Raw genomic sequence first — 20,715 nt, forward strand, 5'->3', positions numbered from 1 at the left:
CGGCTTACCTACACATATCACCCAACGCCCTAACATAATCACTGCCATCGTGCGCACTTGCAGCCGCACTTGCAGCCGCACTTACACAGCTCCCGATCAGGATGACTCCTGAGCACTAATAGTTTCTATTGAAACAACGCACCTGTTAACAACAAAAGCAACCCGAACATTGTTATTGAGATTTATTTTCATTATCATTTACGCAATCATTTAATAATAAAGGTAATCTCCGTGCGTTTTTCACTTTCTCTTTTGACCATAGCCCTTAGCGCTCCCCTGTATGCCGAGCAAACAACTCAAGACCTAGAACATATCATAGTCACTGGCAGCCGTGTGGTGGAGAATATTGACGAAGTGCCCGCGTCGGTGACTGTGATCACCCGTGAACAAATACAGGCCCAGCTCAAGGTCAGTCCCGAGTTACAAAACCTGCTCGAAGTACTGGTGCCAGGCATGGCGCCAAGCACCAATAGCTCAAGTAATACCGGACAGACCCTGCGCGGTCGTGCGCCGTTAATCATGATTGATGGCGTGCCGCAATCAACACCACTGCGTAATGGCTCTTTGGGAATTCGCAGCCTGGACCCAAGCGTGCTGGAGCGTATTGAGGTGATCAAAGGCGCGACTTCGGTCTATGGTAATGGCGCCGCCGGTGGAGTGATTAACTACATCACCAAAAAACCAAGCAACAGCAATGACTTTTCCGCCACGGTTGATGCCTCTACCCGTTTTAGTGCCGTTAAAAGCGACGAAACGCTGGGTGCACGAGTGGAAGGCTCAATCAATGGCCGCATGGATAAGTTCTCATATCTGGCCACCCTGAGCTATGAGGAAAATGGCGTAAAGCGTGACGCCGAGGGCGACATTCTTGGTCTGCAATACGGACTGAGCGATGTAGAAACCGCAAACTACTTCACCAAATTAGGCTATGATCTCGACGCCGAAAAGTCCCTGTCATTAACCTATAACTATTACAAATCCCAACAAAAAACCGATCTTGGCGATGTCTTTGGCAATATCAATCAAGGCGATAAGTCCTACGCCATTCACGTACCCGCAGAGCAACAAAAACAAGGTCGCCCGCAAGGACCAAGCGGCAATACCAATATAATGCTCAAATATACGGATAGCGAGGTGTTTGCTTATACCGCACTGACCGTCGACTTATACGCCCAAGACATTGAAAATGTCTTCTTCTATTCACCCAATCTAGCCAATCCAAGCGCCGGATATGATGGCGGTCAGTCAATTATCGCCTCGGAAAAAGAAGGGTTGCGGGCCACCTTTAACAGCCAGTTCGACCTGCAAGGCACCGAAGCCACCTTTATTTATGGAGTTGACTTACTTCATGACGTTACCTCACAGCCCTTGGTCGATGGCCGGGTTTGGGTGCCGGAAATGGACATGAGTAACCTTGCCGGCTTTATCCAAAGCAAATGGGTTATTGATGACCATTATGTGATTAAAGCCGGTGTGCGTCATGAAGATATCGACCTGGAGGTGGACGATTATCGCACGTTAGAGCTGTGTCGCAGCGAAACTCAGTGCTCGGTGCCCATCGATGTCAAAGGAGATACCCTGAATTACACCGCCACCACCTACAATGTCGGCGTTAAGTACAATGCCTATGAAGCCTTTAGCCCCTTTATCAGCTATTCACAAGGCGCCGATATCTCGGATATTGGCCTTTTACTGCGCACTGCCACGGTTGACGATATCGCGCTTATTCGCACCGAGGCATCAGTGATCGATAACTATGAGCTTGGTTTCACCTCGGTGCTTGATGGGCTGCGCCTAGAAGGCTCCTTGTATCGCAGTACTTCGGAGTTAGGTACCACCAACAGCTTCGACGAAACCACCGGTGTCTATATGCCGGTACGTGCACCACAAAAGATTTGGGGCTATGAGCTACTGGCGGACTACCGCTTTAGCCCGGCCTGGCGCACCACGTTGACCTACGCCTATGTGGAGGGTAAGAACACCGAGGACGATATTTACCTTGGCGCCAAACAGATCAGCCCACCAAAAACCACCGCGAACCTGCAGTGGCAACCAAGTCGCGAGACAGGTTTAAGCCTGACCTTGCTGTATGTGGGCAACCGCAAGCGTTTTGAACCCAATGCCGATGGCAACTATGTGGGCGATCAGGGCCCGGTGAACGATTACCTGGTCGTCAATCTCAGTGGTCAGCATCAGTTTACCGAGCAGCTCAATGGGTACTTTGGCGTTGAAAACCTCTTTAATCACGACTACTACCCTGCCCGCGCCCAGGCCTATACCTATGGTGGCTATAACATTAAAGGCTTAGGCACCAGCATAACCGCCGGTGTGAAGTATCAGTTCTAAGCCCGATTAGACCCCACTTTGTTGGTCAACAAACTGAGCAACAAGGTGGGCTTTCATAGCGAAATTATGGCGGCGTTTATGCATAAACCCTAACGGCAAATATAAATTGGAATGCGAATAAGTTACAATTGTAACCACCTGATTTATAATGAAAATATTTGATTTATTGGCAAGATAGACTACACTTGTTCCATCAATGCACAACGAGGCCGTGGCAAATGCAAGGTAAACAAAGAGTTATCGATAGCTTCAATAAACTGCTGGCAAATGAGCTCGCCGCAATCGATCAATATTTCATCCATTCACGCATGTATGAAGACTGGGGTTTGAATAAACTTTATGAACGTCTTGAGCATGAGCGTGAAGAAGAAACCCAACACGCCGACTGGCTGATCAAACGCATTCTGTTCTTAGAAGGCGTGCCCGATATGACCAAGCGTCGCGATCTGCTCGTAGGTACCAATGTTAAAGACATGATGGCCAATGATCTCAAGCTTGAGCTTGAAGTAGTGCAATGCGTCAAAGAAACCATCAAAATTTGCGAAGAAGAGCAGGATTATCAGTCTCGTGAAGTACTGGAAAAACTCTTGTTCGACACCGAAGAAGACCATGTTTACTGGCTTGAACAACAACTGGGTCTTATCGATAAAATTGGTCTGCAAAACTATCAACAATCGCAAATGGGCGATGCCGAGGTATCATAATGAAAGGTGATATGGACGTAATACGCGCGCTAAATAAGGTATTGGCCAATGAGCTGGTTGGCATAAACCAATATTTTCTACACGCCCGCATGTTTAAAGACTTCGGCTTTAGCAAGCTAGATAAGGCTGATTACAAGGTTTCAATTCAAAAAATGAAAAACGCCGACAGATTGATTGAGCGTATTTTATTTTTAGAAGGCCTGCCTAATTTACAAGACTTGGGCCGCCTGCGTATCGGTGAGGATGCCGAGGAGATGATTGCCGCCAATATGCACTTTGAAACAGAGTCGTTAAAAGACCTGCAAGCAGCAATTAAACTGGCGGAAGAGCGCCTTGACTATATCAGCCGTGAAGCTCTTGATGCCATACAGCATGAGCAGGAAGAGCAGATTGATTGGCTGGAAACTCAGCAGCACCTGATCAAGGTCACCGGAATAGAAAACTACCTGCAATCGCAGATGTAATTCACCTAAAAAAGCCGCTGTTACAGCGGCTTTTTTGTGTCCATATTTACTAGCTACAGCAAAAGCTTTGCTAGAGCACGCCCTCAATGGGCAATAAGGACATCAGCCACACGCTAAAGCGCTGCCAACGGCTGGTATCCGGCTCATGATGGTAAATCTTATCGCTGTCTACTCCCTGCCATTGCAACTCACCTTCTTCATCCAAGCTTAATCGCCAGGCAAATTTCGGCATATCGTTTTCCACCCAACGACGCAGTAAGCGATTAAACCGAGGCGATGTGATCACCAACCCCTGCTCGGTATTAAGATTGAAAGAACGGGGATCCAAATTCAAAGAGCCAATAAAAACCTGCTCGTGGTCAAAGGCCATGGTTTTGGCGTGTAAGCTGGCGGCGGAAGAGCCGGTAAAGCTTTTTATCTTAATTTTCTTCGGGGTTACCTCGAAGTTACGTTTCAGCTCCCAGAGGTTGACGCCCATGGCCAATAACTCCTTGCGATAACCGGCATACCCGGCATGCACCACGGGCACATCGGTGGCGGACAGGGAGTTGGTTAGAATGGTGATCTTCACCCCCTGCTCGGCCCAGCGCCGCAATAGGGCCATGCCCGGCTCTCGCGGTACAAAATACGGGGAGATAATAATCGCTTGCTGTTTGGGTACGCCCAAGGCACGGATCATTTTAGGAGCCATATGGGTGCTGGTATTGCTACTGTCGGTTAGCAGTTTGTTGGGATCATCGACATATAAATAGCCCAGTGCCCAATCGAGGTTCAACTTACCGCGGCGCAACGACTGCACCAGATCCGACTCTTTTACCCGCTGTACATAGGGGCTGCTGTCGCTGTACTCACGGCTGACAAAATAAGCCAGCTTGCCCTTGAGGGTATCCAAGTGGCTGTCGTCGACCTCGGTAAATAGCTTGTCGATATCCTCAGCTAAGGGGTGGTTCCAATACAAATCAAACGCCTGGGTGGCCTTTTCGACCACAGGGCCAATGCTGAGCACATCCAAATCAACAAACTGGGAATTATCCTCTCCCGAGAAGTATGCATTGCCGATATTGCGACCACCGGTAATAAACACCTGGCTGTCGACGATAAAGCTCTTGTTGTGCATACGTCGCGACACCCGCGAATAATCGGTAATAAAACTAAGAAAACGCAGCTTACGGTGATTAAGGGGATTAAACAGGCGGACTTCTATATTGTCGTGGCGTGCCAGGGCGGCCAAGTCGCGTTCCGATTCGGCCTGTGACATATCGTCGAGCAGGATACGCACCCTGACTCCGCGCTCCGCCGCCTTTAACAGGTAGGCACTGAGCACCTTGCCGGTTTCCTGGCGGTGATACAAATAATATTGAACATCGATGGAGGTTTGTGCCACTTCGGCTAAGGCGATACGGGCTGCGAAGGCATCCAGGCCATCGATCAAGGGATAAAAGCCAGATAAGTCGGCATTGGGTTGTTGTTCAAAAAACGTATTTAGCAAGTCAGCATCCTCACTGGGTAATGCATAACTGGCTGGACGTTCGGGCATAGATTCGAAGTCTGACACCGAGCTACAGCCAATCAAATACCATGTGCATAGCGAGATAAGCAGGATTCGGAGATGAGTTTTTGCGTGCATGAGCCCTGGCCGTTCGCCATCATCATGCTACTCAATATAACAAAAACAGGGAGATATAACAGAAATTAGCTAAATTTGCTGGTGATTAGGCCACTTCGTCGGTGACATCGACGATATCGATAAGCTTTTGATTAAGGATCTTTTTGGCACAGTTACAACATTTGCCGCACTGAGAGCCGACCTTAAGCTCGGAGCTAAGATCACGCATAGAACGAGCACCTTGATCGATTGCTTGTTCAATTTTCTTATCGGACACACCATGACAAAGACAGATATACACGAATAAAAACCACTCTCAGTTAGATTATGCCGCCAATTTTAATCTAAACGAAAATAGTTATCAATAAAAATATTGATTGATTGTCATCCAGCTGTTTTGCTTAACATTTGATCAAACCAGTCATTCCATTAAGCGGGCTGACGTTTCATTTTATCAAGGCCAATATGTCGCGAAACTGCGGGTGGCGACAACTATTCATCCAGGCGAAGATGGCGGTTTCCGAAGAGCAAATTTGCGCCCCGTTGTGGCGCAGTTGCGCCAAGGCCAGCGCCTTATTTTCCGGGTCGCGCGAACACACAGCATCGGCCAACACAGTTACCTGATAGCCTCTGGCGAGCAGTTCATTGGCGCTATGGTACACGCATACATGACTTTCCATGCCGCATAAATACAGGTGCGATTCGCCCAAGGGCTCGAGGGCGGCAATAAAGGCTTCACTTTGCACCGCACTAAAGGTGTCCTTGGCCACCACCTTGGCGCTGGGAGTAACCAGGCAAGGATCTGTAGCCCCCAATCCTTGTGGGTTTTGCTCGGTAATTATATGCGCCAATTCAAGTTTAGTGGCCACCTGGCTCAGCAAGTCGACACGGGCGCACACCTGCTGATAGTCGGCCATCGCTGGGGCTAAGCGAAGCTGCATATCGATAACAATAAGTGCGGGTGCAGAATCTGGGTTGGGCGAGAGCTGGGGCATGTGGTCTTCCTTGAGCTAATAAGTTGCTTCAATGTTAACCATAGATTCGGGTTTTTTAGAAGCGAAATTATAAAGATATGGTGACCACGGACACTTCTATGCTAGATTTACAAATTATTATGTTAATTCCCTGTTGATGGCCTAGTTCAGTTTTGGGGATGCCGCCTACTAGGTGGGTTTCAGCGCCTTATTGGAGTCAAGAATTGCGTCGCTATATCAGTTTGTTGCTCAACGCATTACTTAGCTTTTTAGTCTTCCTTTGCAGCGCCAATGTCGTTTTCGCCACCCCGGTCAACTATGGCTATCAGTTACAACGTCTTTCAACCGAAGAAGGGTTAAGCCAAGGCACGGTCAATGCCATAGCTCAAGACGAGTTTGGCTACCTTTGGTTTGCCACCGACCGCGGCCTGAACCGCTACGACGGCTATCAACTGAACCTCTTTAAAAGTGGCGATCCCGCCCTGGCCAGCGATGCTATTTTAACAATTGCGCCCTTGAAAAACGGCAACTTCCTCGTCTCCGCTCAGCTCAATGGCCTGTTTTTAGTCAACCCGGCCACCCTAAACTCACAACAATTGATCAATAATCCGCTGTCCGAAGTCGATGCAAAATACGCCACTGTGTGGGCTATCAGCCAGGATAATAGTAACCAGGATATTGTCTGGTTGGGTATTAACCATCAGGTCTACAAATACAGTCTGAATCGGCGGACCCTGGAGCTGGTGTTTACTCTGGACAACCGCACCCATATGATACGCGCCCTGCTGCCTCATGATGACGCCTTGTATATTGGCACCTCTGACGGCCTGTTTCGTTATCACAATGGCACCAGCTCGGCATTGACTCATTTACCCAAAGAGCAAGTAAGCAACGATCAGCGAAATATCAAATTCTTGCAGTGGGATAACGAATTTGGCCTCTTAGTCGGCACGGTAGAAGGCCTGTACCGGCACAATCTCGACACTGAGAAGCCAGTTATAGAAACCCTGATCGAGCATCATAATATTTGGTCGATGCAGCGCTACGGCGCAGTGGATTTTGTCGCCACCGGAGACGGTCTGCTGCAATTTGATCGGCAAACTCGGCAGACGCTCAATTTAATTCGTTTCAGCGACTCTCGCTATGCGGTCAACGACAACACCATAATGACTATGTTTCGCGATAAAAGCGGCATGCTCTGGCTCGGCTCGCAAGCTCAGGGAGTGTTTTCCTGGTCGCCTTTGGCCATGCGCTTTAAGCAAAAGGCTCTGCCCACCGGCCAATACCAGCACGGTCATGCCGCCTGGGCCATTTACGAGCAGGACAATGGCACCTTGTGGGTTGGTAGCGGTAATGGCCTAAATAAAATCCCTAAGGATGGGCCAAGCAGTACCTTTTTAAGTGTCGATGATAAAAAAATGGCCCAGGGCCAACAAACCGTCTATCAATTACTGCCGGCCACTCATATTGACAACAGCCTGTGGGTCGAGGCCATCCAGGGCATAGCCCTGCTTGATATGAATACCGACCGCCTGAGTTATCCCCTGGTAAATGCCGCTCATCCGTTAGAGTTTGATGCCAATAACGTTCACTGGGGACTGTATCAACTTGCCAACGGCACCGCCTATTTTATTGCCGAGTCGGGATTCTATCGTTTCGACCCGAGCAGCAATACCATAGAGGCACTGCCGTCAATCGAACAAACGCTGCAGCCCGAGCACGCCTCGCATTTTCTGGCGCCACTGCCTACCCATAAAGATGATCCGCTGCTGAGTTATGGCGGTGGTTTATATCGTTATGACGTCGACAACGACAGCCTGCAGCCCATTTACCAGCCACAACACCCAAGCGCTCAGTCAAACAATTTAGTCGATTCCTGGACCTTGGATCAGAATAACAGTTTGTGGCTCAGCGTAGATGGTGAGGGCGTGGTCGCCCTGGACTTGGAAACCCTGGAAGAGCGTGACCGCATAGGTCCGGCGCAAGGCCTGCAAAGTCTGAGCGTGTTTACCCCGGTGCTGGATAACTTCGGTTTCCTGTGGTTTGGCTCTAATAATGGCTTATATCGCTATAACATCAACAGCGGTCACCTGCGCCACTTTAGCGTCAAAGACGGCCTCTCAGCGGCAGAATTCAACGGCTACTCCGCAGCCAAGCTGGCCAGCGGCGAGCTCGCCTTTGGCACGGTTAAAGGCCTGCTTATTGTCGACCCCGCCGACTTTATTAACAGCAATAATCATTATATTGCCCCGGCGCCGCAAATTACCGACATTAACCTGCTCTCGCGGCCTCTGGGCTATACGCCGAGCAAATATGCCAACAGCCCGTTAAAGTTACAACATGACGATCTTGGCCTGACCATTTCTTTTTCCAGCTTCGATTATATTCATCGCGATCAGGTGCGCTATAAAATCAGTCTCAGCGGCGCCAGCGAATTTAAGTACCCCAACTACGCCAGTAACAATTTACAGTTCGCCACCCTGAATCCCGGCGCGCATCAGCTCAGTATTAGCGCCTTCGACCCTGTGTCGGGTAAATGGTCCCGCACCCTGCATATGGGCATTGAAGTGGCTTATGCCCCCTGGCGCTCACCGCTGGCGCTCACCCTCTATATCGTTATCAGCGTTCTGCTCCTTGGCAGTTGGATGCTCTGGCTAAGACGCCAGCAACGCCGCCTGCACCATGCCCATGGCAAGTTGCTGGCTTCACAGCAACAAACGGACTTGGCACTGCAAAGCTCCAACAGCGGCATCTGGCACTACCGGGTTAAGCAACGACGCTTTATGCAGCGTCGCTTAGCAGCGGAGTTAGGTTATAGAAGTACTTATAATCAGTGCTCTTTTGAGCAATATATGGACTTGATCCATCCTCAGGATGTCGACCGTTATCGCCTGAACTGGAAGCGCTTTTTAAACCAGGGCGAGCAGGCCACCTGGGATTTCACCTACCGCTTATGCCATAAACAAGGCACCTGGCACTGGTATCACGAGGTGGGACGCATTACCGAATACGATGCCAATGGCCAACCCAAGGAAGTATCGGGGATCTACACCAATATCACAGATGCCAAAGCGTCGGCGCAACAAGCCACTGTGCTCGGTGAAGCCATAGGACAGATCAGCGATTGGTTGTTAATTTTAGACGAGCACCTGCAACCGTTTTCTGCCAATGACAGTTTTTTACGGGCATTTTCCGACCCCGACAGCCCGGGACTCAGCATACAGCCTTTTGTTCGTGCCCTTGGCAAACAAAAGTTCCAACGCTATATGGAGCTGATCGGCCAATTGGCAGCAGGCGATAACTGGCGTATCGAGGAGAAGATCCGCACCAAGCACGATATTCGTCACCCGGTACAGATAAGCGTGACCGCCGTGTGTCGCGACAAGCAAGAAGAGAGCGACGAGATCAGCTACTATGTGGTGGTGATCACCGACTTGACCGAGCAAAAGCGCGCCGAAGACGAGTTGCGCTACCTGGCCAATTACGATCCCCTTACCGGCTTGCCGAATCGCACCATGATGCGCGGCAAAATCGCCCAGGCCATAGACTACGCCAAAGAAAACTCATCCCTGTTGGCCCTGCTGTTTATCGACCTGGATAAATTTAAGCCGGTGAATGATTCCTTCGGTCATGCGGTGGGCGATCAGGTACTTTGTTGCATCTGCGAGCGCATCAGTGAGCAACTGGATGATAACTCGCTACTGGCGCGCCAAAGCGGCGACGAATTCCTACTCCTGATTGAGCAGGTGCAATCGCCGCAGGTGCTCAGTGAGCTATCCGAGCTCCTGGCGAAAACCTTGGAAAAGCCGATTAAAATCGGCAATATCACCATCAATATTTCCGTCAGTATAGGTATCGCCCTGTCGCCTTTTGATGCCGATAACGCCGAAGACCTGATCCGTAACGCCGATATGGCGATGATCTACGCCAAAAATGCCGGCCGCAACGGCTATAAGTTCTTCACCGAGCAGATGAACAATCGCATCACCCATAAACTGATGTTGGAAAATGCCCTGCAGGATGCCTATCGCGACGAACTGCTGACAAACCATTATCAGCCCATAGTGCATATTCATCAAAAGCGTATTGTTGGCGTGGAGTTGTTGCTGCGGTGGCAAAGTGAAGGCCAGTTTATATCGCCCACCGAGTTTATTCCTGTGGCCGAGGAAATCGGCCTGATCGATGCCATTACCGAGCAGGCCCTGCACCGCGCCCTGCGCGAGCTGAAACAATGGTTTAGCACCTATGACGATTTCTATCTGTCGGTGAACCTCTCACCCATACATATTTTGAAATCCAACCTCACCGAGCGATTGGTGGATATTCTCGCCATGCATGATGTCAGCCCGGGGCAATTGCGCCTGGAGATCACCGAAAGCACGCTATTGGACGATAAGGCCAAGGCCGCGGCTCAGCTTAATAAATTACGCGCCGCCGGCTTAAAACTCTTCTTAGATGACTTCGGCACCGGCTACTCATCGCTGACCTATCTCAATCAGTTCCCTATTGATGTGATCAAGATAGACCAAAGCTTTGTGCGCCAAATTGGTATTAACCCCACTAACGAGGCCATTATTCGCACCATACATAATCTCGCCGGCAGCCTGGGTCTGTATTGTATTGCCGAAGGGGTGGAAACGCGGGAGCAGATCTTCTTCTTAAATAAGCTGGGCTGTCATCACTTACAGGGCTTCTTCTTCGCCAAGCCGTGCGATGCGACCACCTTGGCAGCCAAGTATTACCTGGAAAAAACCCTGAAAAAGATGAACAGCCTTTAGGTCGGGATTTGCCGCCATGTCTGAGTCGGGATTCTATACCAACAAAAGGGCATTGATCTCCCATTGTCGGCGCCAGGCGTCTAACTCGCCCCGCTGACCCCACAGGGCTGATGATTACCGTCAATGGCACTGGCTTCAATCTGCAACACGCTATGGGCTATGCTGAACTTGCTCTGCAGCATCTGCTCCGCAGCGGCGCGACATTTGGCATCATGGGCGGCCAAGGTACAGTGATGTTTCAACACAATGTGCGCACCCACAGCAGGGGCATTATCCACCATGGACACGGTAACATTGTGAACGCTGGCGACATGGTCAAGCTGAGCCAGCGCCTTTTCCACCCGAGCCGCTTTGGGTAAGGCAGGGGCAGCGCCACGCAAACGCTGCAAACATTGGTAAATCAGACGCAAGCCAGTCACCAGCACAAATACCGCTATCAACATGCTAAAGAGCACATCCACCTGCTGCCAGCCAGTCAAGACAATAATCACGCTCGCCACCAAGGTAGTGACCGTGGAAAGCAAATCGAAAAAGGTATGTAAAAACACCGCATACACGTTAATGCTTTCTTTGCGGCCCTTATAGAGCACCCAGGCCGCAGTGCCATGAAATACAAAACCCAGCATGGACACCAGCGCCATAATTTGCGGATTCACATCACCGCGCTCATGGCCGTGGTGCAAATCAACAAAGCGATCCGTACCCAAGGTTAAAATGGTCAAACTGATGGCCAGATATAAACTGCCGTTGATAAGCCCGCCAACCAGCTCTGCCTTGTTAAAGCCATCGTTAAAGTTGCGCGCCAGATGAATGGCGATGGACGAAGCCAGAATAGCGATAAACAAGGTGCTGTTATGCACGAACAAGTGTCCGGCATCGGCGAACACCGCCAGGGAATTAGCAAAATACGCCGCCACCAGCTGAATAACCATAAAACTACACGTGATGCTCAAAGCGATAAGCAAGCGTTTACGTGAAGCCTGATGGGTGGTGATGTCGGTCATGGGCGCAAGGTCACTAAAGAGGAGAAATGATATATAGTAGCAATTGTAATTGTTTTGCGACAACATTACACCCGTTTTCCACACTTCACCGCTGCGTATGCTGTAAAATCAGCCATGGTGACATGAGAGGCGCGCAACAGCTCCCCAGCCCTAACAAAGTAAAGCGCCGGCACTGGTCCCATTTTCTGGCTCCCCTGACCGTTAGGTGGTAGGCTGAATTTAAAGATAAACTCCCCAATAAACAAAGTGTTGGTTTTTAACATGGCAACTTCTTCTCTTAAGCATGCCCTGGTCGTAGAAGGCGGCGCAATGCGCGGCATCTTTGCCACTGGCGTACTCGATGCCTGGCTAGCGGCCAATTATCAACCCTTTGATATGTACTTTGGTGTGTCGGCGGGCGCCACTAACATCGCCGCTTTTTTGTGCGCCCAGCAGGGGCGTAACTACAAGGTGATCACCGACTACTCCTGTCGCCCCGAATTTATCAGCTATGGGCGCTTTATCCGCGGTGGCCACCTGTTTGATTTGGACTGGTTGTGGCATAAAACCATCAGTGAAATTCGCTTAGACCTGGCGACCTTTGCCAGCCAAAGTGCCCCATTTTATGTGGTTGCGACCAATGTGCACAACGCCCAAGCCGAGTATATTCAAGGCACGGCTGAAAACCTGGAGCAGGTGCTAAAGGCCTCCTGCGCCTTGCCATTGGCGTACAGAGATTACCCCGAATATCAGGGCCAATGCTATACCGATGGCGGCATAGGCGACTCCATCCCCGTGCGCCAGGCCTACGCCATGGGCGCGCGTAAGCTCACAGTGATCCTCTCTCAGCCTCTGGGCTATCGTAAAAAACCGGCGAAATTCAACTGGCTCACCCAACGCCTGTTAAAAAACACGCCAGCACTGGCCAAAAGCATGACTAACCGCTGGGCTGACTACAATGCCAGCCTGGATTTTATTATGCAGCCGCCGGGCGACTGTGAGATAGATATTATCGCTCCACCGACTGAGTTTGACATCTCCCGCACCACCCGGGATATAGCTAAACTCGATGCCGGTTATGCCATGGGGCAAAAAGCCGCACAGGCGTTTATCAGTGCGCCTTAAGCGCCTTCTCTTCCTATTTTCCAGCCTTAATGGCCAATACGACAGGATGTCAGATATGAATAACGCAGTAACTAAACCCACCACCGCATCGACTTATTCTCGAGGGACGTCTCCCTGGCAGGGGCCAGAGCAACACACCCTCAGCCTGGCAGAAGCTGTGGCCGACGAATTTGACTTCCCACGGCCCTCCTCTGCCTATCGCACCCTGGACAAGGTGTTCTTTATACTTGCCCTGCTTGCGGTCCCCGTACTGCTTATTGGCATAGGAGTTAGCGTCGGCCTGGCTCTTAGTCATGGCCTGTTTTGGCAAAACATCATAGCCGACAGCCATGCCTGGCAATTTGCCGGTTATTGGTTTGCGGTCGCAATCGTGGCGGCAGTGCCTTGGCTGCTTTCTCACCTCTACCTGCGTTGGCGGTATCAAGAATATCTGGATGCCGGCGGGGATATGCTCTCTCCCGAGGAGCACGTTAATATGCATAGGCTCGACTACAGCACGCTGATCAATTTGCAGCCGCTGCATATCCTATCTTTGCTAGACATGAAGCCGTCACAACGGCTGGATAAAGCCCATTTTATTGCCAAGTACCGTTATTACTGGAGCGATACATCCCTGACTTTATATAGCTGGCAACGCTCCTTACTTGGCAAGTTGCTGTGGGGGCTAAATGCCCTGAACTTCTTGATGATATTTTTAGGCTGGCCTTTTATGCTCATCCAGGTGTTGTTAGAGCCGGTCAATACTCCCGCCTATATCGCGCTCTTTCTATTTTCCGCCGCCCTGCCCTTTATCTATAAAAAAACCAAAATGCGGGTAACGCGCTTTTATCCCTATTTGGTTTTTTATCGCCTTAGCGGCATGGTCGAGCATTACCATAATGAGGTGCTACAGTGGCGCTGCCACTTTTCCGAGCTGAACGCCTACGCGAATTTTAGCCCGGGCAATCAAACCCAGCCGCCAAGCACCACCTTGGAAATTTACCCGCGCTACCCACAAAAAACGCCTAGACGACGCGTGCCCTTAAGCACCTGGTGCGCCATTAACGTCAGCGCCGCCACCGAGCTATGGGGCGTTTTACAAGCCTTTATGAATATCAATTGCCCCCTGCCCTTGGTGTTGCCGCTTATGGATAAACGCGACAAGGACGGCGCCAGTCGCGCTCACGCACAGGCATTTACAGAGCTCGCAACTAATGCAACGGGTCCAGACTCCTTTGAGATGACCCCCACGGACGATGGTGCCTATCGGGTCTGGGTTAAAAAACGCCTGACCCAGGAAATAGGCACCTTTTATTGGCATGTTGGCGAGTTAGATGTGCAAGAGGAAGAGCAGGAAATGGCCGCTCACGAAGCTCGCTCAGCTAAAACAAAAAAAGCCGCTCAATTGAGCGGCTAGGACACTGCACCACTGGAGATTTCAGGGTGTAAGTGCAGTAGCTGGTATACCAATTCACTTAAATAGCTAATCATTCTAGCGGGCTAAATATCGTACTAACTGTGTTGAAATTTTGCTATGTAGGATAACTACATAAGAAAAATTCCGCCTTGTTATCACATCATTTATCCAGCGCTATCTCTGATCATACTTAACAGAATTGGTATTACTCCTGGCCATGACGGATCAGGTAGTCAAAGGCGCCTAGGCTGGCGGTGGCGCCTGAGCCCATGGCAATAATAATTTGCTTAAAGGCGGAGTTGGTAGCATCGCCCGCCGCATACACGCCCTCTACATTGGTGGCACCGCGATTATCCACTTCGATTTCGCCAAATTTTGACAAGGTCACACCGCTTTCTTTCAACCATTCGGTGTTGGGTACCAAACCGATTTGTACAAATACCCCGGCAATACTGAGCTGATGCTGCTCGCCCGTGTTGCGATCCGTATAGGCCAGCGCCGTTACCTTATTGCCATCGCCCAGCACCTGTGTAGTTTGCGCGCTTTTGATGATGGTGATATTGGCCATGCTCTGCGCCTTGCGCACCAAAACCTCATCGGCACGCAGGGTATCGGCAAATTCAAGTACGGTTACCTGCTCTACGATATTGGCCAGATCAATGGCCGCCTCAATGCCCGAGTTACCACCGCCAATTACCGCCACGGGCTTGCCTTTAAACAAGGGACCGTCACAGTGCGGGCAGTAGGCTACACCGCGGCCGCGATATTCGCGCTCACCGGGCACGTTCATTTCACGCCAACGGGCACCGGTGGCCAGGATCACGGCCTTGGCCGTTAAGGTGGCGCCGTTTTCAAGCTCAATGTGGTTGCCATTGTCACTGTAAAGTCGCGATGCTCGCTGGTTATCAATCACGTCCACATCATAGTCTTTAACATGCTCCTCAAGCTGGGCCACCAGCTTAAGGCCTTCGGTGGCCTTGACCGAGATAAAGTTCTCAATCGCTAGGGTATCGGCAACCTGGCCGCCAAAGCGCTCCGCCACCACGCCGGTGCGCAACCCTTTACGAGCCGCATAAATGGCCGCGGATGCACCGGCCGGACCGCCACCAACAACCAGTACGTCATAGGGATCTTTTTCATTTAACAGTTCGGCCTGACGGGCACTGGCGCCTGCGTCCACCTTGGTGAGGATATCGTTTAGGCTAATGGCGCCCTGGCTGAAGACTTCACCGTTTAGGTATACCGTGGGCACCGCCATAATATTGCGGGCCTCTACTTCGTCCTGGAATAAGGCGCCATCGACCATGGTAGTGGTGATCTGTGTGTTCAGTGCCGCCATGGTATTAAGGGCCTGCACCACGCCCGGACAGGTCTGACAGCTTAAGGAGATATAAATCTCAAAATTCAGTTCCTTATCCAGTGCTTTAATTTGCTCAACCTGAGCCGCATCGGCCTTGGTGGCAATCCCGCCACTGTGCAGTATGGCCAGTACCAAAGAGGTAAATTCATGGCCCATGGGCACCCCGGCAAAGGCAATGGCGGAGCCCTGCTCACCCTTAACCGTCATCGATGGGCGGCGGGCCTGGTCATCATTATTTGTACTGATGCGAATGCGCTCGCTTAGCGATGCAAGATCATTGGCCAGCGCCTGTAATTCGTTACTTTTGTTCGTGTCGTCGAGGGCAAGAACCAGCTCTATGTCACCCGTCAACGTACTAAAATGGCTTGATAATTGATTTTTAATTGCAGTGTCTAACATGGTTTGCCTCAACAATTTAGAAGAAAAAGGCGGTGTCTCCACCGCCACAGTCTGACTTATTTAACCCGGCCGAATTAGATTTTGCCGATTAAGTCCAGTGAAGGCGCAAGCGTCTCTTCACCTGGCTGCCATGATGCCGGGCATACTTCACCATCGTGAGTGGCGATGTACTGAGCGGCTTGAACCTTACGCAGTAGCTCTGACGCGCTGCGGCCAATGCCCAGGTCATGCGTTTCAACGACCTTGATTTCACCCTCAGGGTTAATCACGAAGGTACCGCGCAGTGCCAGACCTTCTTCTTCAATCATTACCCCGAAGTTGCGGGTAATTTGACCTGTTGGGTCACCAATCATAGGGAATTGGATTTTCTTAATAGTGTCTGATGCGTCGTGCCATGCCTTGTGCGTGAAGTGGGTGTCGGTTGATACCGAGTACACCTCTACGCCCATTTCCTGCAGCTTGGCATAGTGGTCAGCCAAATCGCCCAGCTCGGTAGGACATACAAAGGTAAAGTCCGCCGGGTAGAAGAACACGATTGACCATTTGCCCAGTAAATCCTGCTCGCTCACCTGAGTGAAATCGCCGTTGTGGAAGGCAGTGGCTGTGAATGGTTTGATTTTAGTGTTGATTAAAGAGTTGCTCATTTTATCCTCTCATTTATCTCAATGATTTAAGTGAATTAGTGCGGGAAGTACCTTGCCCCGCTGGCTTGATTACTAAGATAACGATGAGGGGTTGATAAATAAAATTGATTGTTTAGATTACTTCAATCGTATTTTATGATTGATTTAGTGCCGCACCGGAAATACTCACTTTTTGCGGTAATCACAGTCGCGCCATAAACAGTGCCAAGAGGAGTAACAAGAATTGCATCGTAAGTAATCGAACTCAATTGAGCCCTAGGTAAACTCGTCTAAGCTCACTGGGTACAGTCGATGTTTTATGTTAGATTGGCGAGATACCTAGTTTAGAAACAAGCCGCAAGATTTAACTTATGATGAAAAAGACCCTTATTGTCGCCTTAAGCATTGCCCTGGCAGCCTGTCAGGACGAACCGCTAGCAACCAAACAAGATAAGACCGATCCACAGGCACAGGAAAACGCGACTTCGACCGCGCCAACAACTACACAAACAGCAACTTTCAGCCCTGCAGGTAATTATGTCAGCGCCGAATACCACAAACGCGACCAAGGTTATGACTGGATGGCGGTACAGGTGAGCCAAAGCGGCCCCGAGCAAATAGATGTATCAATACGCTCTCGTATCGATAGAAAGCGCCCGACCTGTACCTACACGGGCACGGCACAGCGATTAAGCGACACCCGCTATAAGGCCGAAACCCAGGGCACCGCCATACTCTTTGACTTCACCGCGCAAGGCATTGAGATAGGCACAGAACAGCCAGAAGCCGAAGGCATGCTTAATTTCTTCTGCTCCGGCGGCGCCTCAATTAAGGGCGGCTACAGCAAACTGAGTGAGCCTTTGGACAACAGCCAGCTGGACCAAAGCATATTCAATAAAACTCTGGTGTTACAAGGCATTGGCTTTAATGTCACCTCCTTTAAGGGCGAAGGTGAAAACCGGCTAACCATAGCGCCCTTTGGCTTATCCATCAGTAATGAGGCGGTCAGCCATGGGATTAATGGTCGTGTTGTGGGGGCCGAGATTGAAGACTTAAACTCCGATGGCTCTCCCGAGCTCTTGGTTTATACCCAATCCGATGGCAGCGGCAGTTATGGTGAGGTGATCGGCTATTCGGTGAATAACAAAAAGTCCATAAGCCAGATTTATTTTCAACCCGTTTCCGAGCAGCCTAAGATCAGCGTCGGCTACATGGGCCATGATGAGTTCGCCATCGTAGAAACCTCTCTGGTGCAGCGTTTCCCTGTTTATGGCGAAAACGACACCAATGCCAGACCGACCCAAAAAATGCGTCAGGTGCAGTACAAGCTGGTCGATGGCGAGGCTATGCGCCGCTTTGTTATCGATAAGGTGGTGGAGCTGGATTTACCTCAGTAATGGCTTTACTAAGACCGCCTTTGGGTGTGGGCGAGGCCTTTGCCGATAGATCTTGTCGCGTTGGGCGACGAGCGACCAAAGCAAGGCTTCGCAGCGCAAATTCAAAAGGGAGGAACCTGATAGTCTGCGTTTTTTAGTGAATGGGTATGGCTAAAAACTGATATCAACGCCGTTGAAAGGGCATACAAGCCAACGGCTTGGCTGTACCGCGCAGGCCCGAAGGGCTGGAGAAAACTTGACAACCTTGCTAGGCATTTCTTTCCAAATCATCCGTATACTTTTTAAGCCCTTCAGCGTACCACTTTAGAACGAGTATTTCCCTTTTTGAAGGCTTTTTCATCCATGAGAAAGGCTTTCTATGGTTAGGGAACATGAACTTAAGGGGCATAACCAACAAGGTAATAACACCAAAGCCAGAGACAAGTGCACCCAATCCAAAAAACAGAATTAGAACCCACAACTTTGGTGATAAAGCTGTGTATGGGCCAATCAATATTTCTGGGCCAAATAACTTAACTGCAACAGCTTCACCACCGTATATTCCAGCTACACCTGCGGATAATGTAATCCCAATTGTAACCACAAATAATAGAACTCTTTGAATCAACATTTCAGATGCCTAATAGGTTATTAGTAATTCCTTACAAGAAAGCTTACCTTGCAAGCTTGATACCTTCCACGGTACACGGTTCACTTTAACTGGACTATATTAAGGTGCATGGTGGCGCGCTAAAAACTGCACGTCAAAGTTCGTTAGGGTGCGAATTTCACCAGAGTGTGGTTTTCACCGGCAAGCTCGGTTTCAATAATTTGCGAAATGACATTCCAGTCACCGCCCGCCAGCCCAGCGCCAATTAGAGGGTAACCAAAGCGAGAGCCACTGAACTCTTTTTTAAGCCGCGAAAAAACACTTTGGATTGCTTCGTAGTCTGCTTTTACACCGCGGCCATGCCCATTAAACTGGGTGTAAGCATTGATAATAGTTATGGCCTTCCCGTTTCTTTCTACACTGGCTTGAGAATAAGTACCCAGTTTTTGTTTTGAACCTTTTTCAGTATCAAGGTCTGCTTTGAATGCTTCAGGAAATTCAGCTTTTATTGCTTTTGCAATACCTGCCCCCATGGTGCAAAAACAATTGCACCCATGAATGATGACATCAAATTCACCAGCCAGGGCGAGCTTAATTAAATCACCTTCTACGATTTTCATTATTACTCCCTGGCATCAGAGGCTTGTTTCACAGTTCCACCTTAACACCTTATTATGCTGAGCTTTGTCTATGCCATTAACTTGAGTGCGATATAGGGTGTAAGGTTTAAAAGCAATATACCGAGTTTATAATTACCCATGAAATTAAAGTATATACGTGGTAATTCGGAAGGCGCGACGCCTGCAATTTTACTGTGAAGATTAATAGTAAAATCTTTAAATACCAAAATAAAAAATGCGGACAGCAAATAAAAAGCCAGATTTATTACAGTACACCAACCGAAAAAAGCAGTAAGTTCATTTACACCGAGCATAATTTATATCTCCGTTGTTTGGGTTCACCCTAACGCGCCGCTAAGGGGCTGCACTTTAGCGCGTACCGCATCGACCTTGAGGGCGAAGTCCGACATGACCTCAGCACCTTGTTAAGTGATAAATTCATGATTTTCCTTAATGTAATTTGCCAGGTCCCAAACCTTGGACCTTAAAAAACAAAACCTTTCATCTTTTTCTTTGCTTGATTGGATCCAAACATCATTAAATGAACCCAGCCCGCCATAGCCAGCCAACAAATGCTCTATCCCTGAAAAGTCAGACTTTTTTAATCGGGTTTCAGCAAGGAGCAAAAATTTAACCCAATGCTCTTGGTCATCTTCTGATGTTAACTGTCGAAGCTCGGTTAAAACCTCAATTAATTGATTCGTTTTTTCACCCATACATATCACGCCGTGTTAGCTATCTTGTTCCAGCTCTGCTCTAAGGCTAGCTATGGTATATTGACTGAATACGCGAATACCCTCACGTTCTAGTAATGCGGCCGTTACTCCCAAACCATCTACTTTAGTGCCGCTAAATGTACCATCGTAGATTTTTGCATTACCGCAGGAGGGGCTGCCCTCAGCGAGCACCGCGTACTTTATTTGTTGTTCTTGGCATAGCTTCAACGCATTTTTGGCGCCAACAATAAACTGATGAGTGACATCAATACCATCATTGCCCACAACACTGCAGCACCTTGCAGGACGTCAACTCCTTGACCTGCGATTATTTCAGCCGGGGCTCTGGGAATGGGTAAACCTGCCGAAACTTCGGGACAACAAACTACAAGTTCAACACCTGTTTGCAGCCAATTTAAATCAGACTCTGGCACAGATAAGCAACTCGCATTGTAGCGAACCTTGTTTCCAAGCAAGCACGCACTGACTAACACCTTTTCCAAGTGTAGCTCCTTAAATTTAAAAAATAGCTAACGCGGCGGATCGCCTTGTTATAAATTATTTTGGTACTTTGTCGCCCCAACCAAAACACCCCCATCAAAGTCTTCAATGCAAGCAAACACGTTATCATCTCC

General features: G+C 49.5%; 18 protein-coding genes and 1 pseudogene. 7 read left to right on the top strand and 12 right to left on the bottom strand.

The window, feature by feature from the left end; translation table 11 throughout:
* Positions 1 to 231 precede the first annotated feature (231 nt).
* From C2M17_RS15220 to bfr (C2M17_RS15230), 3 genes are all read left to right on the top strand, one after another.
* On the top strand, positions 232 to 2,346 hold the full coding sequence (locus C2M17_RS15220; RefSeq protein ID WP_105201561.1) for a TonB-dependent receptor: 2,115 nt from the start codon (positions 232 to 234) through the stop codon (positions 2,344 to 2,346).
* 218 nt (positions 2,347 to 2,564) lie between these two features.
* A complete protein-coding gene (gene bfr, locus C2M17_RS15225; protein WP_105201562.1) occupies positions 2,565 to 3,050 on the top strand; it encodes a bacterioferritin in 486 nt (161 codons plus the stop codon).
* Complete coding sequence (gene bfr, locus C2M17_RS15230) at positions 3,050 to 3,514, top strand: bacterioferritin (protein WP_105201563.1); 465 nt, start codon at positions 3,050 to 3,052, stop codon at positions 3,512 to 3,514. The genes bfr (C2M17_RS15225) and bfr (C2M17_RS15230) overlap by 1 nt, the downstream gene beginning before the upstream one ends.
* 70 nt (positions 3,515 to 3,584) lie before the next feature.
* Here the strand turns inward: bfr (C2M17_RS15230) and C2M17_RS15235 are convergent, their stop codons facing one another.
* The 3 genes from C2M17_RS15235 to C2M17_RS15245 form a co-directional block, all read right to left on the bottom strand.
* Positions 3,585 to 5,051, bottom strand: a complete 1,467-nt coding sequence (locus C2M17_RS15235) for a phospholipase D family protein (RefSeq protein WP_158684047.1) — start codon at positions 5,049 to 5,051, stop codon at positions 3,585 to 3,587.
* A gap of 175 nt (positions 5,052 to 5,226) precedes the next feature.
* Entirely contained in the window at positions 5,227 to 5,421 is a 195-nt protein-coding gene (locus C2M17_RS15240; protein ID WP_105189134.1) for a (2Fe-2S)-binding protein, read from the bottom strand.
* 145 nt (positions 5,422 to 5,566) lie between these two features.
* Positions 5,567 to 6,115, bottom strand: a complete 549-nt coding sequence (locus tag C2M17_RS15245) for an isochorismatase family protein (protein WP_105201565.1) — start codon at positions 6,113 to 6,115, stop codon at positions 5,567 to 5,569.
* A 203-nt stretch (positions 6,116 to 6,318) separates the two neighbouring features.
* Here C2M17_RS15245 and C2M17_RS15250 point away from each other — a divergent pair, with 203 nt between their 5' ends.
* Positions 6,319 to 10,872 (top strand): EAL domain-containing protein, encoded by a 4,554-nt coding sequence (locus tag C2M17_RS15250; protein ID WP_158684048.1) that lies wholly within the window; start codon positions 6,319 to 6,321, stop codon positions 10,870 to 10,872.
* An 80-nt stretch (positions 10,873 to 10,952) separates the two neighbouring features.
* Here C2M17_RS15250 and C2M17_RS15255 read toward each other — a convergent pair whose 3' ends face one another.
* Together C2M17_RS15255 and C2M17_RS15260 are read right to left on the bottom strand one after the other, a co-directional pair.
* Positions 10,953 to 11,876: a cation diffusion facilitator family transporter gene (locus tag C2M17_RS15255; protein WP_105201691.1), complete on the bottom strand. Its 924-nt coding sequence runs from the start codon at positions 11,874 to 11,876 to the stop codon at positions 10,953 to 10,955.
* A gap of 65 nt (positions 11,877 to 11,941) precedes the next feature.
* Positions 11,942 to 12,139: a hypothetical protein gene (locus C2M17_RS15260; protein ID WP_105201567.1), complete on the bottom strand. Its 198-nt coding sequence runs from the start codon at positions 12,137 to 12,139 to the stop codon at positions 11,942 to 11,944.
* Here C2M17_RS15260 and C2M17_RS15265 point away from each other — a divergent pair.
* Both C2M17_RS15265 and C2M17_RS15270 read left to right on the top strand, forming a co-directional pair.
* Positions 12,138 to 12,980 (top strand): patatin-like phospholipase family protein, encoded by an 843-nt coding sequence (locus C2M17_RS15265; RefSeq protein ID WP_105201568.1) that lies wholly within the window; start codon positions 12,138 to 12,140, stop codon positions 12,978 to 12,980. The genes C2M17_RS15260 and C2M17_RS15265 overlap by 2 nt on opposite strands.
* 55 nt (positions 12,981 to 13,035) lie before the next feature.
* Complete coding sequence (locus tag C2M17_RS15270; protein WP_105201569.1) at positions 13,036 to 14,376, top strand: hypothetical protein; 1,341 nt, start codon at positions 13,036 to 13,038, stop codon at positions 14,374 to 14,376.
* Between the two features lie 205 nt (positions 14,377 to 14,581).
* On the opposite strand, the gene ahpF is transcribed toward C2M17_RS15270, so the two are convergent.
* A complete protein-coding gene (ahpF, locus tag C2M17_RS15275) occupies positions 14,582 to 16,135 on the bottom strand; it encodes an alkyl hydroperoxide reductase subunit F (protein ID WP_105201570.1) in 1,554 nt (517 codons plus the stop codon).
* Between the two features lie 74 nt (positions 16,136 to 16,209).
* Positions 16,210 to 16,779, bottom strand: a complete 570-nt coding sequence (gene ahpC, locus C2M17_RS15280; protein ID WP_105201571.1) for an alkyl hydroperoxide reductase subunit C — start codon at positions 16,777 to 16,779, stop codon at positions 16,210 to 16,212.
* Positions 16,780 to 17,129: 350 nt separating this feature from the next.
* Between ahpC and C2M17_RS15285 the strand changes: the two genes are divergently transcribed.
* Complete coding sequence (locus C2M17_RS15285) at positions 17,130 to 18,155, top strand: PliI family lysozyme inhibitor of I-type lysozyme (protein ID WP_105201572.1); 1,026 nt, start codon at positions 17,130 to 17,132, stop codon at positions 18,153 to 18,155.
* A gap of 247 nt (positions 18,156 to 18,402) precedes the next feature.
* Here the strand turns inward: C2M17_RS15285 and C2M17_RS15290 are convergent, their stop codons facing one another.
* The 5 genes and pseudogenes from C2M17_RS15290 to C2M17_RS16225 all read right to left on the bottom strand — a co-directional run bounded on the left by C2M17_RS15290 (position 18,403) and on the right by C2M17_RS16225 (position 20,583).
* Positions 18,403 to 18,765, bottom strand: coding sequence for a hypothetical protein (locus C2M17_RS15290; RefSeq protein ID WP_105201573.1), 363 nt, complete (start codon positions 18,763 to 18,765; stop codon positions 18,403 to 18,405).
* 143 nt (positions 18,766 to 18,908) lie between these two features.
* Positions 18,909 to 19,364: a macro domain-containing protein gene (locus C2M17_RS15295; RefSeq protein ID WP_105201574.1), complete on the bottom strand. Its 456-nt coding sequence runs from the start codon at positions 19,362 to 19,364 to the stop codon at positions 18,909 to 18,911.
* Between the two features lie 68 nt (positions 19,365 to 19,432).
* The gene (locus tag C2M17_RS16180; protein ID WP_105201575.1) at positions 19,433 to 19,678 is read right to left on the bottom strand and encodes a DUF6868 family protein; all 246 of its coding nucleotides are present in this window, start codon (positions 19,676 to 19,678) and stop codon (positions 19,433 to 19,435) included.
* A 111-nt stretch (positions 19,679 to 19,789) separates the two neighbouring features.
* Positions 19,790 to 20,080, bottom strand: coding sequence for a DUF6966 domain-containing protein (locus tag C2M17_RS15305; RefSeq protein WP_105201576.1), 291 nt, complete (start codon positions 20,078 to 20,080; stop codon positions 19,790 to 19,792).
* A 15-nt stretch (positions 20,081 to 20,095) separates the two neighbouring features.
* A pseudogene (locus C2M17_RS16225) lies at positions 20,096 to 20,583 on the bottom strand (DUF523 domain-containing protein).
* Positions 20,584 to 20,715: the final 132 nt, after the last annotated feature.

Source organism: Pseudoalteromonas sp. T1lg10 (assembly GCF_002964545.1).
Classification (GTDB): Bacteria; Pseudomonadota; Gammaproteobacteria; order Enterobacterales; family Alteromonadaceae; genus Pseudoalteromonas.

Excerpts from the sequence above, each read along its gene's own strand:
- bfr (WP_105201562.1), top strand. The coding sequence starts at position 2,565 with ATGCAAGGTAAACAAAGAGTTATCGATAGCTTCAATAAACTGCTGGCA.
- bfr (WP_105201563.1), top strand. The coding sequence starts at position 3,050 with ATGAAAGGTGATATGGACGTAATACGCGCGCTAAATAAGGTATTGGCC.
- C2M17_RS15235 (WP_158684047.1), bottom strand. The coding sequence starts at position 5,051 with ATGCCCGAACGTCCAGCCAGTTATGCATTACCCAGTGAGGATGCTGAC.
- C2M17_RS15245 (WP_105201565.1), bottom strand. The coding sequence starts at position 6,115 with ATGCCCCAGCTCTCGCCCAACCCAGATTCTGCACCCGCACTTATTGTT.
- C2M17_RS15255 (WP_105201691.1), bottom strand. The coding sequence starts at position 11,876 with ATGACCGACATCACCACCCATCAGGCTTCACGTAAACGCTTGCTTATC.
- C2M17_RS15265 (WP_105201568.1), top strand. The coding sequence starts at position 12,138 with ATGGCAACTTCTTCTCTTAAGCATGCCCTGGTCGTAGAAGGCGGCGCA.
- C2M17_RS15260 (WP_105201567.1), bottom strand. The coding sequence starts at position 12,139 with ATGTTAAAAACCAACACTTTGTTTATTGGGGAGTTTATCTTTAAATTC.
- C2M17_RS15270 (WP_105201569.1), top strand. The coding sequence starts at position 13,036 with ATGAATAACGCAGTAACTAAACCCACCACCGCATCGACTTATTCTCGA.
- ahpF (WP_105201570.1), bottom strand. The coding sequence starts at position 16,135 with ATGTTAGACACTGCAATTAAAAATCAATTATCAAGCCATTTTAGTACG.
- ahpC (WP_105201571.1), bottom strand. The coding sequence starts at position 16,779 with ATGAGCAACTCTTTAATCAACACTAAAATCAAACCATTCACAGCCACT.
- C2M17_RS15285 (WP_105201572.1), top strand. The coding sequence starts at position 17,130 with ATGATGAAAAAGACCCTTATTGTCGCCTTAAGCATTGCCCTGGCAGCC.
- C2M17_RS15290 (WP_105201573.1), bottom strand. The coding sequence starts at position 18,765 with ATGTTGATTCAAAGAGTTCTATTATTTGTGGTTACAATTGGGATTACA.
- C2M17_RS15295 (WP_105201574.1), bottom strand. The coding sequence starts at position 19,364 with ATGAAAATCGTAGAAGGTGATTTAATTAAGCTCGCCCTGGCTGGTGAA.
- C2M17_RS16180 (WP_105201575.1), bottom strand. The coding sequence starts at position 19,678 with ATGCTCGGTGTAAATGAACTTACTGCTTTTTTCGGTTGGTGTACTGTA.
- C2M17_RS15305 (WP_105201576.1), bottom strand. The coding sequence starts at position 20,080 with ATGGGTGAAAAAACGAATCAATTAATTGAGGTTTTAACCGAGCTTCGA.